This is a genomic window from Bacillus sp. FSL K6-0268 (assembly GCF_038005425.1).
Taxonomy (GTDB): Bacteria; Bacillota; Bacilli; order Bacillales; family Bacillaceae_G; genus Bacillus_A; species Bacillus_A thuringiensis_S.
In genome coordinates this window covers 2,491,074-2,510,908 of record NZ_JBBOTF010000001.1, presented here as the reverse complement: position 1 = coordinate 2,510,908, position 19,835 = coordinate 2,491,074, and the positions used below count along the sequence as shown (strand labels likewise).

Sequence of the window (19,835 nt, the reverse complement as noted above, 5' to 3'; positions counted from 1 at the left end):
AAGATATGCTAGTTATAAGCGCGAACGAACAAAGAAACTTAGTAAATATGAATGAAGTTATTGAATACGCGGCGCTTGCTTTAAAAGAATTTTCCGCAGAAAGAACGATTACACCAATAAGAGGCTCATTACCATTTGCGAATGAGCAAAATACGGCATTAATTATGCCTTCAGTAGCGGAAGGGCTTGAGGCACTTGGAGTAAAAATAGTAACGGTAGTCCCGCAAAATAAACAGATAGGAAAGAAAACAATCAATGGGATTGTGATGCTATCAGACTTTCAAACGGGAGAACCACTCGCACTTTTAGAAGGATCGTACTTAACGATGATTCGAACAGGTGCCTTATCAGGAGTAGCGACAAAATATTTAGCTCGTCATAACGCAAAAACTTTATGCATTATCGGCACGGGTGAACAAGCAAAGGGGATTGCCGAAGCAATATTTGCAGTTAGAGATATCGAAAAGGTCATTTTATACAATCGAACAGAAGAAAAAGCGTATGCATTTGCGCAATATATACAAGAGAAATTAGGTAAACCAGCATACGTTTATAGAGATCCAAATGAAGCAATAAGCGAAGCAGACATCATCGTCACAACTACGAACGCATCCACACCAGTCTTCTCAGAAACACTACAAAAAGGCGTCCACGTAAACGCCGTCGGCTCATTCAGACCGAGCATGCAAGAACTACCATCTCACGCCATCACAAGCGCAAACAAAGTAGTAGTCGAATCAAAAGAAGCAGCACTAGACGAAACAGGCGATCTCCAAGTTCCGATAAAAGAAGGTCTATTCAAAGCGAACGCCATTCACGCTGAACTTGGTCAAATTATAAGCGAGGAAAAAGCAGGCCGCGAAAGCGATGAAGAGATTACTATTTTCAAATCAGTTGGTTTGGCAGTAGTGGATATTATCGTTGCGAAGTATTTGTATGAGAGAGCGGTGGAGCAAGGAGTAGGGAGTAAGATTGAGTTTTGAGACTGCCTTTTGGTGGTCTTTTTATTTTATCATCCTTATAAATATATTTTATGGCAAGAATGTATTAGTAGATTGCAAACTTTCCACATTTACAAAAAAGTTTGACTTTACATACAGGTAGTGGTAATTTAAAACTTATAAGAAAACTCGGGATTAATTCCGAGTTTTCTTATGGGTATAAACAGTTCGAGGGGGCCGAAAGATGAAACAGAAGTTATTTGCATTACCATTTGTTCTAATACTACTTATTGCATTAGCGGCTTGTTCTGGGGAAAAAGATTCTTCGAAGCAAGCGGGCACTAGTAAATCAGGGACTCCGAAAGATGGAGGAACGTTAACGATTGGTGTTAGCGATAACCCAGATACGATGAATCCGCTTTATGCGAATGATCGTGTGTCATTAACTGTGCAGCAAGCTTTATATGCGCCGCTATATCATATGGAAGACGGTAAGAAAAAGTTTGTCCTTGCTGAGAGCTTTACGCCTTCAGAAGATCAATTAACGTGGACATTGAAATTAAAAGATAATTTGAAATGGCATGATGGTAAGAAAATTACATCAGACGATATAGCATTTACATTCCAATCTATTTTGGATGAGAAGCAAAATAGCTCAAGTCGTGAAAACTTTATTTTTAAAGGAAAGCCGCTTGAGGTGAAAAAGGTAGATGAGTTAACAACTCAATTCGTTTTACCACAAGTAAGCGCATCTTTCGAAGGTGTGATGAATGATTTCTTCCCAATTCCGAAACATGTATTTGAAGGGGAAGCAGATTTAGCGAAGAGTAAGAAAAACTTACAGCCTGTAGGATCAGGGCCGTTTAAGTTTAAAGAGTATAAATCAGATGAGTACGTTGCATTAGATCGATTTGATGATTATGTAGGTGGGAAAGCTAAATTAGACTCTATCGTATACCGCGTTGTAAAAGACCGTAATACAGCAAATGTTTCACTGCAAAATGGTCAAATCAACATGAAGATGATTGAGCCGCAAGACTTTAAGAAACTAGATAGCACTGGGAACTTCTCAATGGTGACATTCCCTGAAGGTAGATTATTCTACTTATCTTATAACATGAATACTGATCTTATGAAGAAAAAAGAAGTGCGCCAAGCAATTGCACATGCGTTAGATAAGAAAGAAATGATTAACTCAGCATTCGTTTCGGGTGAATTTGCAGAACCAGCAAATTCAATCTTAACGCCAGACGCTATGTATTATGCGAAAGATATTAAAGACTATAAGTATGATAAAAAAGAAGCGAAAGATTTATTAGCAAAAGCTGGCGTGAAAGATAAGGAAAAAGTACGTGTGATGTATGTAACGAATAATAAAATTATGGAAAGCTTAGCGCTTTATACACAACAAAAATTAAAAGAAGTTGGCTTAGAAGTTGAACTAAATGCATTAGATGCTAGTGCGGCAAGTGAAAAAGGCTTAGATAAAGAGAATAAAGAATATGACATTACATTTGGTGGTTACATAATGGGACCTGAGCCAGATTCATATAAGAGCTTATTCTTAAGCAATGCTGAATACAATTATGCACGATATAAAAACGCTGATTTCGATAAGTTATGGGAAGAAGCTGCAGTTGAGACAGATAAAACAAAACGCGCAGAGCTATACCATAAAATTCAAGAGACAGCTAGAGAAGACGTACCTTATCTACCAATCGCGTATCCGAAAGCAGTTATTGCAGTAGATAAAAAGTTTGACGGATTAAAAGAAGCGAAAGCAATTCCTGTCACAATGTTTGAAGATCTATCTAAGATTTATGAAGTGAAATAAGAAACAATAAAGAAGCTGGTGGAAATCAGCTTCTTTATCAAGTTAAAGCCTAATTGATGTAGGCTAATGAAAGTTTCACTTTACCTTGAGGGGGGAAGTTTGTGTATAAAGTAATTGGGAAGAGGCTTTTAAATGCAATTCCGCTTTTATTTGTTATTTCTATTATTTCTTTTCTATTAATAAAACTAGCACCGGGCGATCCGGTTCGAAACTTTGTCACGCCGAATATGAGTCCAATTGATGTTGAGCGTATTCGCACAAGTTTAGGGCTAGATCAACCAATTTATATGCAGTATATTTTATGGTTAAAAAATATTTTAACAGGGAACTTTGGTTATTCACTTCAAAACCATCGTCCTGTTCTAGATCTTATTGTAGAAAGGTTACCTGCGACAATCGGCTTAATGGGATCGTCTTTACTCGTCTCATTTGTAATCGCAATCCCGCTTGGACTACTTACAGGTGTGAAAAAGAATTCTATCTTTGATCGCATTGTGAACTTTATCTCTTATGTGGGAATTTCAATGCCAGTCTTTTGGTTCGCTTTACTATTAATTTACTTATTCTCTTTAAAGTTGAACCTTCTTCCGAGCATGGGTATGCGCACAGTCGGTCAAGATTCCGTCTGGGATATTGTCCAACACGGCATTTTACCTTGTATGGTGCTTGCGTTCCAAAACGTCTCTGTTTATATGAGATATATTCGTTCAAGTACGATTCAGCAATTAGAAGAAGACTACGTACAAATTCAATATGCGTACGGTGCTTCAAAGAAGACCGTTTTATTTAATCACGTACTTCGAAATGTATTAATACCGATCATTACAATTTTCGGGTTATCTATTCCAAGTTTAGTAGGCGGGGCGTTTATTACGGAAACAGTATTCTCATGGCCAGGACTTGGTTCGCTCGGGGTAAATGCTATTTTTAGATTTGATTATCCGATTATCATGGCAATTACATTATTATCATCATTCATGTTAATTCTCGGTAACTTAATTGCTGATATTTTATATGGCGTAGTAGATCCGCGCATTCGAATGAGGGGGTGATTTGGAATGAATAATAGGAGATTTCAAACGATAAAAAGTAGTTTTACGAAAAATAAGTTTGTACTAATGGGAGTTATTATACTTGCGGTTTTAACGATCGCATCCATTTTTGCATTCGTATCGCCATACGATCCTAGCAAAATGTCGATTCCAGATCGTTTACAAGAACCGAGTATGAGTCATCCTTTCGGCACGGATGATTACGGAAGGGATTACTTAACGAGGGCATTATATGGCGGACGCGTTTCGCTTGCGGTCGGTTTTCTTGCAATGGTTGTATCTATTACAATCGGAACCGCAGTTGGAACAATTAGTGGATATTATGGCGGAAAGTTAGACAACTTCTTAATGCGAATTGTAGAAGTACTTATGTCAATTCCATCATTCTTCTTAATGCTGTTATTAAATGCTTATTTAAAACCAGGGATTACGACGTTAGTTCTTATTATTGGATTACTAACATGGATGGACACCGCTCGTATTGTAAGGGCAGAAACGCTATCTGTAAAAGAGCGTGAGTACGTTTTGTATGCAAAAGTATCTGGACAGAAATCACTTGCAATTATTGTAAGACATATCATTCCAAACATTTTATCAACCATTATTATCGCTGCGACATTAACAATTGCGACATCGATTTTAATGGAATCATCACTTAGCTTCTTAGGATTAGGTATTAGAGAACCAGATTCTTCTTGGGGCAGCATGCTAAACAATGCGCAAGGGTATATTGGCGAAGCTTGGTATTTAACGCTCTTCCCAGGATTCCTTATCCTTTTAACGGTACTTAGTTTTAACGTAATTGGTGAAGCATTGAAGAAAGCTTTCGCGCCAAAAGGAGCTGGAAATGAAAACTAAAGTGTTACGTGAAAGGAGTGAGAAACGTGTCTGAAAAACTATTAGAAGTGAATAATTTAAAGACTTCTTTTTTCATAGAAAGCGGAGAAGTAGAAGCGGTTCGCGGCGTTACATTTCGTTTACATAAAGGAGAAGTAGTTGGTATCGTTGGGGAATCTGGAAGCGGGAAGAGTGTAATGGCGAAGTCTGTTATGTCTCTCGTTACGTCACCAGGAAAAGTGAAAGAAGGGGAAATCCTTTTTCATAATGAAAACATACTTTCTAAATCTGAAAAAGAATTACGTTCTATTAGAGGAAATCAAATTTCACTTATCTCTCAAGACCCAATGTCAGCGCTAAATCCAGTCGTGAAAATTGGGAAACAAATGACGGAAGTAATTATACGTCATCAAAAAGTGAAAAAGAAAGAAGCAGAGCAGATTGCGATCAACTTGTTAAAACAAGTCGGCCTTTCGTCACCAGAAGAAAGGGTAAAACAATATCCGCATGAACTAAGCGGTGGTATGAAGCAGCGGGTTATGATCGCAATGGCGATGTCTTGTAATCCGGACCTTCTTATTGCTGACGAACCGACGACTGCACTTGATGTAACGATACAGGCGCAAATACTAGATTTAATGAAAAACTTAAAGAACGAAACGAATATGGCGTTACTTCTTATTACGCATGACTTAGGAATCGTCGCGCAAAACTGTACGCGCGTTATCGTTATGTACGGCGGGCTTATTATGGAAGAAGGACCTGTACTTGATATTTTCCAATCGCCGAATCATCCATATACGAAAGGGCTATTAAACTCTTTGCCAAAAATAGCGAACGGCGTAAAAGAAAGACTCGCTCCTATTCAAGGTGTAACGCCAAACTTATTAAACCCGCCACAAGGTTGCCCATTCGCAGAGCGTTGCCCGCATGCGATGGACATTTGTGAAAAAGAACGTCCGCCATATTTTGAAATCGGAAACGAAAGACGTTCCATGTGCTGGTTAAACGATAAGACAGTAGGTGATTCACATGCATGAAGAAAACTTAATTGAAGTTCGGAACTTAAAAAAGTATTTTCCTATTAAAAAAGGACTATTCGGCAGAAAAACAGAGCAATTAAAAGCAGTCGATGACTTAAGCTTCACTATTAAAAAGGGTGAAACATTCGGGTTAGTAGGGGAATCTGGCTGTGGAAAATCAACGACAGGAAGAAGTATCATTCGCTTACATGATGTCACTTCAGGTAACGTTTTGTTTGACGGAAAAGATATCGCAAGTTTAAAGGAAAGTGAACTAAAAGAATATCGAAAAAGAATGCAAATCATTTTCCAAGATCCATACGCATCATTAAACCCGGCAATGAATGTATTCCAAATTATTAGCGAGCCAATGAACATTCACGGTTCCTACGAAAAAGAAGAACAAAAAGAAATCATTTTAGACCTTCTGAAAAAGGTAGGTTTAAAAGAAGAACATTTATATCGCTATCCGCACGAATTTAGCGGAGGCCAGCGCCAGCGCATTAGCATCGCGCGGGCACTATCTGTAAAACCAGACTTTATCTTATGTGACGAACCAATCTCAGCACTCGATGTCTCAGTCCAAGCACAAGTCGTAAACATGCTGCAAGACATTCAAGAAGAAACAGGCGTCACATACTTATTCATCGCACATGACCTATCTATGGTAAGGCACATATCAGACCGAATCGGAGTCATGTACTTAGGAAACATAGTAGAAATTGCCGACAGTGAAGACCTATACACAAAACCGGCACATCCATACACACAAGCACTACTTTCATCTATGCCAGAACCAGATCCAACAAACACAGGCAAAGAACGGATCATCCTAGAGGGAGAAGTACCAAGTCCACTAAACTCACCATCCGGCTGCAAATTCAGAACGCGCTGCAAATTCGCCACTGAAAAATGTGCACAGGAAGTACCGAAGATGGTGGAGATTGAGAAGGGGCATGAGGTGGCTTGTCATTTGTTTTAGAGGGAGAGCACTAGGGGGGACCTGGTGCTTTTTTCTTTGTAGGTGGACGTGGTGTGGGATTGGTTGTTAGTTTAGGAGATAGCGCGCTCGAAATTTGTCGGTAAATCGATATGTTGTGTCGAAACGTTGATATATTCGGAGTTACGATTGATATAATTGAATAAACGTTGATATATTTTTGTAAAGAGTGGGATTGGTTGTAACTTAATGTAGAAATTTAATGTTTTTGAAAAAAAGAATTGACTTCTATATTAGTTGTAACTAAAATAGTTACATAAAGATGTAATCAATTTAGTTACAACTAATATCTGCTAAAAATATGATTTATATATTTAATTAAGGATGGTGGTCCATACGTTGCCACCCGGTGTAGAAAGTTACTAACACATTCAAATCAATGCATATTCCAAGCTTTAGTATTTTCTGTTACGGGGCAATAAGGTGCAACGTTATCTTTTGTTAAAAACCTTGGTAGATCTTTCTTTGGAAATATTAGTTTTGGGGAAATATAGTAAGGTATCTAAAAAAGAACAAGGTATAAAAAGATGTACTTATATAAACCAAAAATTTAGTTGAGCTGGATAATAAAAAAAAGGTAGGAGATTTAAATGGAGACGAAACAAGATAACCTTATTTACGTATGGGATGCATATTGTGGATGGTGCTATGGTTTTTCAGAAAGTATTAAAGGATTTTACAAAAACCACACTGAAGTGCCATTAACAGTTTTATGTGGAGGGTTATTTTTAGATAATTTACCAATGAAAAACTTCTCATATATAGAAGAGGGAAATAAAAGAATTAATCAACTTACAGGTGCTGAATTTGGTCCTTCCTATCAAAAATTGGTGGAGGAAGGGACTTTTAAAATGAATTCGAAAGATGCTGCAATTGGTTTTTCAGCTTTACGCTCATTAGCGCCAGACCGTTTATTAGAATTCACTTCGGCTATGCAAAAAGCGTTTTATTATGAGGGCCAAAGTCTGAGTGATCCTGAAACATATCGCAAAATTGCAATCGAGCATGGTTTGGACCCTGAACAAGTATTAAAACGTTTAAACGCTCAAGAAACAATATTAGATGTCCAAAATGATTTCAATAAAGTTCGACAGCTTGGTGTTAATAGCTATCCTTCATTACTTTTACAAAAGGATACTCAAATTATTCCTATTGGTGGTGGCGTAATGACGCCAGGTAAAATTGAAGCGCGTTTTAAAAATTTATATTAAGAAAATTTAGGATATAGTAGCAAACATGTTATCTTAGGCCACCTGACATTCATCTCCGGAATATTCGCCAGTACTATTACACTTTCAGATAAATGGGAGTGGGAGATTTTATCCCGCTTTAACGGGCGGTAAGACCCCCACCTCAAAATTCAGTGGAAGCAAAGAAGTTAGGTGGGGGATCAACTGTCCGTAAAAGTCCGATTGGTTCAACTAATAATCAGTGGGGGATGAACAAAACCCCCACTGATTAAAGTTTCACTTTATCGGAACAAGATAAAAATATGATGATTAGTTAATAACTTTAACAAAAGGAGAATAACATACTATGTTTAAAACAATCGATACAAATCAAAAAGATGTGAAATTAACGGTGTTTAGTTCGGACGAAAAAAGCTTTATGGTCACAGCAACATTAGTTGAGAAAGCAGGACATGCATTTTTAATAAACTCAAAATTTACTCAATCTGATTCGAAAGAAATTGTTGAGTATCTGAAAAAAAACGACTTATCTTTAGATAAAATCTTTATTATTCATGGGGATCCAGACTACTACTTTGGATTAGAGAGCATTAAAGCCGTTTACCCAGAAGCTATAGCGTATGCAACAGAGTCTACTGTTGAACATATCGTTCATTCTGTCTTAGGGAAATTAAAAGTTTGGAAAGACGCCCTTGGAGAAAATGCACCGAATAACGTGGTATTACCTCAAGTGTTTAAAGAAAAAACAATTGATTTTCAGGGGTTAACATTTGAACTAGTAGGCTTAGATCATTACAGAACTAGCTTATTTAATAAAGAGCTGAAAGTATTAATTGGTGGTATTGATGTATTTAACGAAATCCATGTATTCTTAGCTGATACTAGCTCAAAAGCGGCAATGGAGGCTTGGATTGAAAACTTGAAAGTGTTACAAGCATTACATGCTGACATCATTGTACCTAGCCATGGATCAATTGAAAAATCCTTAAATAATCAAGCACTTACTGCGACAATGGATTATCTAAGAACTGCGATTCAAGCTTCTGAGGAAAGTAAAACTTCAAAAGATTTTGTAGCAAGACTTGATGCAGCATATCCAGGCTATGCAAATAAAGGTGTATTAGAATTAAGTGCAAAAGTTGTAACAAAAGAAATGCCTTGGGGTTAATGATATGAATAAATATCAAAAGCTATTACATGAAACGTATGTGTTAACTGGCGAAGGGAAATTGGATGCGTTCAAAACGTATTTAAGTGAAAATGTATCTTGGACAGAAGCTGCTGGGTTTCCATATGCGGGTACTTATATTGGTCCAGATGAAGTAGTGAAGAACGTACATGAACGTCTTGGTACGGAATGGGATAACTATAGTGCAAAAGATGAAATTTATGCTTTTAATAACAATACTGTTATTGTGTATGGAAAATATAGTGGAACATATAAAGCTACAGGGAAGTCATTTGTAGCAGATTTTTGTCATCTTTATAAGTTTGATGAGAACGATAAGGTTAAGAAGTTTATACAAATTGTGGACAGTGCAACTGTTAATGAGGTATTAAGTTAGAGTTAATCGTTTCTAATATGCCTTGTATAGGGGGAGGATAAATGAAATTCCTAACATTACCCCTGACATTACATTTTTGGGAAGGTTTCTCCTTCTTCAAACTTTTTATAGAAGAAAACTTATTTAAGTAGAAGAGGTAGGTATATATGAAATTAGAGAAAAGTTTAATCATAACAATTATTTCTGTATTTATTTTAGGAGTAGTTTCGACTTTGGTATATCAAGCTTCCACCGGTAATAACAAAGGGAACTCAATTAAGAGCGAAAATGTTGCTTCTGTATCAAAAGAAGTAAAAGAAAATGAAAAGAATAAAAAGATGGTAGTTGATTTCTATAATGAAGTTTTTAACAAACATAATATCGATATTATCCCTAAATATGTAGGTGAAGAGTATAAGCAACATAATCCTTTTGTTGCTGATGGACGAAAAGCCTTCATGGATTTCTTTAAGGAGGATTTTGTTAAAAATCCTAATTCCTCTGCAGAGATTAAACGTGTAGTAGCTGAAGGGGATACGGTTGCTCTTCATGTACATTCTCGTACTAATTCTCAAGATAAGGGAGTTGCTATAGTGGATATATTTCGTATCAAGGATGGAAAGATTGTCGAACACTGGGATGTAATTCAAGAGATTCCAAGTGAAGCAGCTAATGATAATACGATGTTTTAGATAGAAGATATATTTAATAATTTTTTAATTGATAGTGCTGTATAGAATTTAGAAATTTAGATAATTAGTTATTAAATTTGGAAATCATTTAAAAATAGCATATTAAATGATGGCACAAATTAATACGAAATAGCTCTTTAATAAAAAATCCTACTCAGTAAAAAATGAGTAGGATTTTTTATTAAAGAATAGTGCTAATTTTGTGGTTCGGCACCATCTAAATTTGGAAACCATGAAAGTATAGGTACTCTATATCCACGTAAAGTAAAATTGTAATTTTTTCCTTCTTTTATGTTTGCTTGCAGATCCACTGAATTAAACTTCATCATAAGAAGGCTATCCTCATTAGAAATAACTTTTTCGGTTCCATTTTTTTGCTCAACCTAGTACAATCTCACCAATTTAAAAAGACCACCATTACTGGCAGTCTTTCTGTGGTATCGAGTGTAGAGATGGTTAGCTACTTATCTGTTTAGGCATAATCTAGGATCTTTAGAATTCTTAATTTGAACAATCTATTTTTATATTATTTAAATAGTAATCTTTTATAGACCCACTCATTTTAGTTAACCTTTGTTCAAATAGAAATGAAGTCGCAATTGTAACTAGATGCACAATTAATCAAAATAGAAAAAAGTACCTATAAGAGTAGGTACTTTTTTCTTTGTTATATATAAATTATACATTAATTTATATTTGGAACACTTTAAAAAGAAAAGATGATGATGGATTTATTAATAGATGCGTATAACTATATGTATATATTTAATGCATATATTATTTTTAGATAAATATATATATCTTTCAGTAAGAATGCAATATTCTTCGCTATTTACTTATATTTATAATTTAACTAATTCATTATAATATCAATGTTGATTTAAAGTTTTTTGTACAAAATGAACAGATGGGATTTTTTTAGGGATGCAAATACAATGAATCATTCTGTTTTCTTAATTGACTAAATTTTTAAAATTTAAACCTTCAAATGTTAATACTTGTTATATAATTGACTTATTAAGGCATTGCCCCTAAAAGTTAATATGCCTAATGAGATTGTTTACGTTTTCCTTATGGGGTAGCACCAACATTTCATAGATTCTGTACGCTAAGGCTATAATCTTTATAATTCCTGAGCGTATGAAATTCGCGCTTTGTTGTTGGGACCGCTATGAGTACTGTTAAATATAATATTCAAGGAGTGATATAATGAATACTAATCTTAAATTATCAAACAGACCAGAACACACTGTTCAAAAATTATTTGAACAGCAAGTAATTCAGAATCCAGATTCTGTTGCGTTGGTATATAAAGATCAACAGTTAACTTATAAGGAATTAAATGAAAAAGTAAATCAATTAGCTTTTTATCTACAAAAACGAAACATAGGCCCTGAAAGTATGGTAGGGGTTTATATAGAACGTTCTTTAGAGATGATTGTAAGTATATTAGGAATAATAAAAGCTGGTGGCGCATATGTCCCACTAGATCCCGCATATCCAACAAAGAGGCTTGAATATATCTTGAAAGATGCCAACATACAAGTATTGCTAACCCAAAACCATCCAACACAGTGGATACCTAAAGAAATAGACTGTATTAATATAAAAGAACATGAAATGAATATTTCGAGAGAAAAAAATATAAATCCTACAATTGAAGTTAAACCAGATAATTTGGCATATGTAATCTATACATCTGGATCTACAGGAAAACCCAAAGGGGTATTAATTGAACAAAAAAGCTTATGTAACTTTATTATTTCTAGTATTAATTTAACAAAAATGAATTCAGACAGTAGAAATATTCAATTTGCCTCATTATCATTTGATGCTTCAGTATTTGAGATATTTACTAGCCTAGTTTCAGGTGGAACTTTATATGTATGTAGTCAACACGATATTATGCCAGTTGAACCACTTACTCAGTTCTTGCAAAAAAATAAAATTACACATGCACTTTTACCCCCTACGGTACTTAATTTGTTAGATGAATCTGTATTTAAAGATTTACAGGTTGTTATTTCTGCGGGATCAGCCTGTAGTGAACAAGTGGCAAAACGATGGATGCAAAATCACCTTTTTATTAATGCGTATGGTCCAACAGAAACTACAGTTTATACCGTTGCGGGAATATACAAAGGAGATGGAGCACCTCCTATTGGTCGGTCCATTCCCAATGTAGAGGTATATGTATTAAATGAAGCTAAAAAACTTGTCCCTATTGGGACAGTAGGTGAACTTTATATAGGAGGTATCGCATTAGCACGAGGATATTTGAATCAACCTGAATTAACAAAGGCCTCATTTATCCCACACCCATTCAAGAATAGCTCTAATGATAGATTATATCGGACTGGTGATTTAGTTAAATATTTACCTGATGGAAATATAGAATATATAGGAAGAGCTGATAAACAAGTTAAGATTAGAGGGTTTCGAATTGAGTTAGGTGAAATTGAAACAATATTAGGAAATCATCCAGACATTAAAGAAGTTACTGTGGTAGCGCAAGAAGATTCATTTGGAGATAACATCTTAGTAGCCTATATTGTGGGCGAAGGAGATACACAAGAGTGGAGAAAACATGTAGGGGTACATCTTCCAAATTATATGGTCCCGGCTCATTTTATCAAGATAGAATCATTGCCATTAACTGTTAATGGGAAAGTAGATAAAGATGCTTTACCTGCATGGGCCTCTATTATACAAACGAACGAGGGATATATAGCACCTCGGAATAGAGTAGATCAAAAAATGGTAGAAATTTGGTCAGAGGTATTAGGGATTGACTCCTCTGCCATTGGAATAAACGATAATTTTTTTGAGTTAGGTGGACACTCTCTCCTAGCAACTAAAATAACTTCACGTTTAGGTGTTGATTTTTCGATTCTAGTACAAATACGTGATATATTTGAATACCCTACCATTAAACATTTCTCAAAACGTTTAACATTTTTATTGGGAAAAATGGGGGAGATCGATGTTTTTACACCATTACAATCAGTTAAACGTGAACAATACGAACCATTATCTTTCGCTCAACAGCGTTTATGGATAATGGATAAAATTGTAACAAATAGTGCGCTTTACAATGTCCCGATTGCATGGCGTTTAAAAGGAAAATGGAACATTGAGATGTTAAAAAAAGGATATAATGCAATAATACATCGCCATGAAATTCTACGGACAGTATTTCATGAAGTTGACGGAAAACCAGTGCAAATTGTTCAACAAGATATAACAGTTCCCTTATCAGTAATTGATTTGCGTTATCTTTCTCCTGAAGATAAAACATCTAAAATAGAAAATATATCAAAAATAGAAGCTAAAAAGCCATTTGATTTAAGCCAAGGACCTTTATTACGTACTCATTTAATAATAATGGACAATAAAGAGTTAGTACTTCTTTGTACCATCCATCATATTATTTTTGATCGCTGGTCATTAGATACCTTTATCAATGAATGGATGAGTTTTTATCAGGCATTTTTAGAAAACGAAACTGAAAAGCTTCCCCCTTTACCTGTTCAGTATATTGATTTTACAAAATGGCAAAAAAGTTGGTTAACAGAAGATATTATACAAAAACAAATAGCATATTGGGGGAAAGAATTACGCGGTTTACTTCCTATATTGGAACTCCCATTGGATTATCCTCGTCCAATAATACAAAGCTATAATGGAGATACGTATCAAATTGTCATACCCAATAAATTGTTAGAAAAAATAAAAGTATTCAATTCTAAGGAAGGCGTTACATTATTCGCCACATTATTAGCAAGTTATCAAGGGTTTCTTTCTCGTTATACCAATCAAAAAGATATTTTAGTAGGCAGCCCGATTGCAAATAGGAATTATCCAGGAGTTGAAGATCTTATTGGATTCTTTGCAAATACTGTAGTCTATCGTGCAGATTGCTCAAATAATATAACATTTAAAGAATTGGTCCAACAAATAAAGAAAAAAATGTTAGATGCACAAGAAAACCAGGACGTTCCTTTTGAAAAAGTTATAGAAGCTATACAACCAGAACGTGATATGAGTTATTCTCCATTATTTCAGACAATGTTTGTTTTTCACAATCAATTAAAAGAGTTACCAAAATTATTAGATCATAGCGTAGAAAAAATCCCTAGACATATGAATGGTGCAAAGTTTGATATAACTATAGCAATGGAAGAGATACCAACAGGATTACAAGTGGATTTTGAATATAATACAGACTTATTTAAGGTTTCTACAATAAAAAGAATGGCTCAATCTTTTGAAATTTGGCTAGATGAAATTTTACAATTTCCGGAGGAACCTATTGAGAATCTAAGAATACTCACTAAGAACGAAGAAAAGCAATTATTACATGAATGGACTAACATAGAGGGCAATTATCAAAAAGATGTGGTGATTCAAGAGTTATTTGAACAGCAAGTAATTCAGAATCCAGATTCTGTTGCGTTGGTATATAAAGATCAACAGTTAACTTATAAGGAATTAAATGAAAAAGTAAATCAATTAGCTTTTTATCTACAAAAACGAAACATAGGCCCTGAAAGTATGGTAGGGGTTTATATAGAACGTTCTTTAGAGATGATTGTAAGTATATTAGGAATAATAAAAGCTGGTGGCGCATATGTCCCACTAGATCCTGCATATCCAACAAAGAGGCTTGAATATATCTTGAAAGATGCCAACATACAAGTATTGCTGACACAAAGTCATCTAACACAGTGGATACCTAAAGAAATAGACTGTATTGATATAAAAGAACATGAAATGAATATTTCGAGAGAAAAAAATATAAATCCTACAATTGAAGTTAAACCAGATAATTTGGCATATGTAATTTATACATCTGGATCCACAGGAAATCCAAAGGGTGTCCTTTATGAACAAAAAGGTCTATGTAATTTTATTAATGCCAGCATTAATTTTACAAAATTAAATACGGGTAGTAAGGTAGTTCAGTTTTCTTCAATTGCATTTGATGTTTCACTATATGATATCTTCGCAACTCTGGTGTCTGGTGGAACTTTATATGTATGTGGTCAACAAGATATTATGCCAGTCGAGCCACTTACCCAGTTTTTGCTAGAAAAAAAAATTACGCATGCATTTTTACCACCTACGGTACTAAATCTGTTAGATGAATCTAAATTTGAGGAATTACAAACTGTTATTTCTGCGGGTTCAGTCTGTAGTGAACAAGTGGCAAAACGATGGGTGAAAAATCACCTCTTTATAAATGCATATGGTCCAACAGAAGCATCGGTTGCTACTATAGACATTTATAGCGGCAAAGGGACACCACCTATTGGTCGATCTATTCCCAATGTAGAGGTATATGTATTAAATGAAGCTAAAAAACTTGTCCCTATTGGGACAGTAGGTGAACTTTATATAGGAGGTATCGCATTAGCACGAGGATATTTGAATCAACCTGAATTAACAAAGGCCTCATTTATCCCACACCCATTCAAGAATAGCTCTAATGATAGATTATATCGGACTGGTGATTTAGTTAAATATTTACCTGATGGAAATATAGAATATATAGGAAGAGCTGATAAACAAGTTAAGATTAGAGGATTTCGAATTGAGTTAGGTGAAATTGAAACAATATTAGGAAATCATCCAGACATTAAAGAAGTTACTGTGGTAGCGCAAGAAGATTCATTTGGAGATAACATCTTAGTAGCCTATATTGTGGGCGAAGGAGATACACAAGAGTGGAGAAAACATGTAGGGGTACATCTTCCAAATTATATGGTCCCGGCTCATTTTATCAAGATAGAATCATTGCCATTAACTGTTAATGGGAAGGTAGATAAAGATGCTTTACCTGCATGGGCCTCTATTATACAAACGAACGAGGGATATATAGCACCTCGGAATAGAGTAGAGCAAAAAATGGTAGAAATTTGGTCAGAGGTATTAGGGATTGACTCCTCTGTCATTGGGATAAATGATAATTTTTTTGATCTAGGTGGGCACTCTTTAAAAATTATGAGTACTTTAGTAAAAACATTTTCTGAAGGTTGGAATGTAACTATTAAAGATTACTTTGAATTAAAAACAATTAATAATATAGCTAAAAAAATTCAATATGGATATAAAGTAAATTCACATTCAGATACATTAGATATTAAATTGACAACTCCTCCAAAGAAGCTAAAGAAAACAAAAAGACACGAATTTAGTAATAATAGCAAAATACTTTTAACAGGTGCTACAGGATTCTTAGGTATTCACCTACTAGAACAACTATTGGATACTACAGAATGTAAGATATATTGTTTAGTTCGTGGGGAAAATAAACAAGAGGCAAATAATCGTTTATTACACATGTTAAAATTTTATTTTAAAAATAAATTTGTAAGCTATCAATCTTTAGTAAATCAACGTATCTTTATTGTACAAGGTGATTTAGCTAAACAAAATATGGGATTAGAAAACGAATTATATAAGGAGCTTCATCAACAAATATCAACTGTTATTCATGCTGCAGCTTTAACAAAACATTTTGGCGAGTATAGTGAATTTGAAAGAGCAAATGTCCAGGCGGTAAAAGAACTTCTTGCATTTGTTGGTGATACTAAGGATTTACATCATATATCTACAACTGGTGTAGCCGGACAATTTGCATTAAATGAAACGGAAACAATATTTAAAGAAAGCGATTTTTATGTAAAACAAAATTACAAAGATAATGTGTATGTGAAAAGTAAATTTTTGGCGGAATATGAAATATTCAAGGCAATATTAACGGGAACAGATGCTACTATTTATAGAGTAGGAAATCTTACAAATAGATATATCGATGGACAACATCAATATAACTTCACCGAAAATGCATTTATGAGCAAATTAAAATTTATATTACAATATGGTATCGTGACAGATGTATTATTATCAAGTGAAGTTGAGTTTACACCTGTAGATTATTGCAGCAAAATTATCACAGGGTTTGTAACTTCAAATGAAATACATGAAAATAGCAAAAATTGCGTAAATCATATATACAATCATCTTACGTTAAATTTAAATGTACTTGTAAAATTACTAAATTCAATGGGATATCCAATTAAAGTAATTTCTGAAACAGAGTATCAACAATTTATTTTAGAACTTTCTAAAGATAAAAAGAAACAGGAAGATATTCAAAACCTCATGACATTTGAAGAACCAAAAGATAATTGTTATAAACCAATAAATCTTGATTCGACTGAAACTCAAAAAACACTAAAATTATTAGGTATTCAATGGCCTATTATTAATAGTGAATATATACAACAAATTATTAATTATATGACGAGTGTTACTGGTAGTAATTCTGTTGCAAAGCTTTTTAAACAAAGTTACACTTTAAAAAACTGAACAGACTCATGAGAAATGAGAAATTTTAAAGGAACACAGTTAAAAAAATACGCAAAATTTTTTAGACAAAATCACTGAAATAGGACAAGCTTTTAGGCGGAATTATATGCATAATTATTGTGATTCTATCCTTTATAAGGAAATAATTTTTAATCAGCAAACACATGTAACCTTTTGAATATTGGGTAAAAGACACCCTAGTAGAGTTTTTCATATCGTATGAGACATTGCTGTCGAAAAATTGCAAACAGATGGGAAAATACAACAAGCTATTATCCAACAAAGAAAGAAATACCCCCATAGAATACGTTAGAGCGTTAGATACATTAGAAGAATTTAATGAATTGAATTTAGACTATGTAGAGACGAGTATGAAGGAATAATAACAATATAACAAGTACTTTTTCAGCTTTCTACGTTATATAAGGTAAGGGGAAAACTGTCATCGAGATTACAATTTTAAGTGGATTATCTTTTTCTTTATGGGGAATAACATCGTTAAACACGTTATATGAACAAGCTACAGTAACAAAAGGAGATGTGTAGCCATTGGAACAGGGAGTAGCGGATATTTAAGTTGATAATTGGGAACAGGAAATGAATAAATGATAGGTGAAGTATTCTTGGGAACCCATGGTTCTTACAACAGATAAAAGATCCCTTCGTTTGTTACGAAAAGAATCTTTTATCTGTTGTGTTTTTTTGTTCTTTTGTTCCCGTATTCCTTTTCATTTTAGGTTTCAAAAATATATAAAATCAATTTTAAGACAAATTACTTACATTAATATGCTAATATCAATAGTAGATATTTTATCTTAAATTAATGAAAAAGAAAGGTGATACTAATGAATTCGACACCAATTGATTCTGAAATCTTTAAGGACCAGTTTGGTACAAAACAAATGAGAACAAATTTTTCAGACGAGAATTTAATACAATTGTGGCTTAATTCAGAAGTTGCCTTAGCAAAAGCTGAAGCTAAATTAGGTATTATACCTCAAAATGCAGCGACTAATATTGCAAATGCAGCTGACCAAAATAAACTTGATTTTAATAAGATTAGAGAAGGAATGAAAAAAACTGGACACCCCTTTGTAGCATTCCTACATGAGTTCGAGAGTTTATGTGATGAAGAATCACGTAAGTACATTCATTGGGGAGCAACAACACAAGATATAATTGACACGGGACTTACCTGCAAATTAAAGGTGCTCATGAACTTATTTATAATCAAACTCAAGAAATATTAAAGATATGTTTGAGATTAAGCCAGCAATATAAGTCAACAGTAATGCCAGGCAGAACGTTAGGTCAGCATGCCTTACCGATTACTTTTGGATATAAGATATCTATATGGTCAGATGAACTTGGTCGTCACTTAGAAAGGTTACAACAAGGTGCAGACCGATATTTAGTGGGGCAACTGGGAGGTGCAGTTGGTACTTTAGCTTCATTAGGAGCGCAAGGGTTAGCTGTTAGAAAAGAGTATGTAAAAAATTTAAACCTAATTGAACCCTTAGTATCTTGGCACACGTCTAGAGACCGATTTGCAGAATTTAGCATGATTTTAAATATGATTGGAGCAACTACAGCTAAAGTTGCAGAAGAAATAATAAGCCTTCAAGGAACAGAGATTAGAGAAGTAGAAGAGGGGTACCATTCTGGTAAAGTAGGAAGTAGCACTATGCCGCATAAAAGAAATCCTATGACTTGCTCTTATATTGTGGGATTAACTAAAATAGTCAATAGAAAATCAACTTTAGCTATTGACAGTATGATTCAGAAACACGAAAGAGATGTTACATTTTGGCAATCTGAATGGTCTTATATTTCGGAAATTTGCATAACTTTAAGCGGCGCATTAGAACAACTTAAAAATGTCTTAACAAACTTAATAGTAAATGAAGAACAAATGAAAAAGAATCTTTTTCTTACCAAAGGTTTAATAGTATCTGAGAACGTAATGTTAGAATTGGGGAAGATAATTGGTAGAACTACTGCCCATGATTTATTGTACGAATTAACAATGAGAGCTTTTGAAGAAGACAAAGATTTAAAAGATATTTTATTAGAAGACAATGAAATTAAGAAGTATTTTAGCGATGAAGAGATAAATTCCCTTACTAATCCAGAATCATACACAGGGTTGAGTGAAAAGTTTGTTGATGATGTTTATAACAAGTGGTTGAGTTATACATAAAACCAATTTAAGACCATTAGCTGAGGAATAATTCCTCAGCTAATGGTCTGCTTATACACATTATTAATTGTAATATTGCAGCCTAGAACATCTCTTGCAATTGAATCGGATTCAAGGAGTGTTACAGAATTAACCCCTGGTCGCGCTCC

14 protein-coding genes are annotated in these 19,835 nt (G+C 34.3%); 13 read left to right on the top strand and 1 reads right to left on the bottom strand.

The features are described 5' to 3' along the window. The first annotated feature begins 5 nt into the window (after window positions 1–5). From MHI28_RS12950 to MHI28_RS12905, 10 genes are all read left to right on the top strand, one after another. On the top strand, window positions 6–983 hold the full coding sequence (locus MHI28_RS12950) for an ornithine cyclodeaminase family protein (RefSeq protein WP_017762836.1): 978 nt from the start codon (window positions 6–8) through the stop codon (window positions 981–983). A gap of 202 nt (window positions 984–1,185) precedes the next feature. Further along, window positions 1,186–2,775, top strand: a complete 1,590-nt coding sequence (locus MHI28_RS12945; protein ID WP_000810663.1) for an ABC transporter substrate-binding protein — start codon at window positions 1,186–1,188, stop codon at window positions 2,773–2,775. A 101-nt stretch (window positions 2,776–2,876) separates the two neighbouring features. Next, entirely contained in the window at window positions 2,877–3,827 is a 951-nt protein-coding gene (locus tag MHI28_RS12940; RefSeq protein WP_000278807.1) for an ABC transporter permease, read from the top strand. A gap of 6 nt (window positions 3,828–3,833) precedes the next feature. Beyond that, complete coding sequence (locus tag MHI28_RS12935; RefSeq protein WP_001065307.1) at window positions 3,834–4,685, top strand: ABC transporter permease; 852 nt, start codon at window positions 3,834–3,836, stop codon at window positions 4,683–4,685. Between the two features lie 26 nt (window positions 4,686–4,711). Beyond that, complete coding sequence (locus tag MHI28_RS12930) at window positions 4,712–5,704, top strand: ABC transporter ATP-binding protein (protein ID WP_086402842.1); 993 nt, start codon at window positions 4,712–4,714, stop codon at window positions 5,702–5,704. Beyond that, entirely contained in the window at window positions 5,697–6,668 is a 972-nt protein-coding gene (locus tag MHI28_RS12925) for an ABC transporter ATP-binding protein (RefSeq protein ID WP_000544137.1), read from the top strand. Before MHI28_RS12930 ends, MHI28_RS12925 begins: the two co-directional genes overlap by 8 nt. A 608-nt stretch (window positions 6,669–7,276) precedes the next feature. Beyond that, window positions 7,277–7,897 carry a DsbA family protein gene (locus MHI28_RS12920; protein ID WP_063675018.1) on the top strand — a complete coding sequence of 207 codons (621 nt, stop codon included), beginning with the start codon at window positions 7,277–7,279 and terminating at the stop codon, window positions 7,895–7,897. Between the two features lie 325 nt (window positions 7,898–8,222). Beyond that, the gene (locus MHI28_RS12915) at window positions 8,223–9,044 is read left to right on the top strand and encodes a cytoplasmic protein (protein ID WP_098505542.1); all 822 of its coding nucleotides are present in this window, start codon (window positions 8,223–8,225) and stop codon (window positions 9,042–9,044) included. Between the two features lie 4 nt (window positions 9,045–9,048). Next, window positions 9,049–9,441 carry a nuclear transport factor 2 family protein gene (locus MHI28_RS12910; RefSeq protein WP_001046370.1) on the top strand — a complete coding sequence of 131 codons (393 nt, stop codon included), beginning with the start codon at window positions 9,049–9,051 and terminating at the stop codon, window positions 9,439–9,441. Between the two features lie 146 nt (window positions 9,442–9,587). After that, the gene (locus MHI28_RS12905) at window positions 9,588–10,112 is read left to right on the top strand and encodes a nuclear transport factor 2 family protein (protein ID WP_000764209.1); all 525 of its coding nucleotides are present in this window, start codon (window positions 9,588–9,590) and stop codon (window positions 10,110–10,112) included. A gap of 194 nt (window positions 10,113–10,306) precedes the next feature. Here MHI28_RS12905 and MHI28_RS12900 read toward each other — a convergent pair whose 3' ends face one another. Further along, complete coding sequence (locus MHI28_RS12900; protein ID WP_000975316.1) at window positions 10,307–10,441, bottom strand: hypothetical protein; 135 nt, start codon at window positions 10,439–10,441, stop codon at window positions 10,307–10,309. A gap of 880 nt (window positions 10,442–11,321) precedes the next feature. On the opposite strand from MHI28_RS12900, the gene MHI28_RS12895 reads away from it, so the two are divergent. The 3 genes from MHI28_RS12895 to MHI28_RS12885 all read left to right on the top strand — a co-directional run bounded on the left by MHI28_RS12895 (window position 11,322) and on the right by MHI28_RS12885 (window position 19,686). Beyond that, complete coding sequence (locus MHI28_RS12895; protein ID WP_340828022.1) at window positions 11,322–17,486, top strand: non-ribosomal peptide synthetase; 6,165 nt, start codon at window positions 11,322–11,324, stop codon at window positions 17,484–17,486. A gap of 845 nt (window positions 17,487–18,331) precedes the next feature. After that, entirely contained in the window at window positions 18,332–18,736 is a 405-nt protein-coding gene (locus MHI28_RS12890) for a lyase family protein (protein WP_340828021.1), read from the top strand. Window positions 18,737–18,744: 8 nt separating this feature from the next. Next, window positions 18,745–19,686, top strand: a complete 942-nt coding sequence (locus MHI28_RS12885; RefSeq protein ID WP_340828020.1) for a class-II fumarase/aspartase family protein — start codon at window positions 18,745–18,747, stop codon at window positions 19,684–19,686. The last annotated feature ends 149 nt before the right edge of the window (window positions 19,687–19,835 follow it).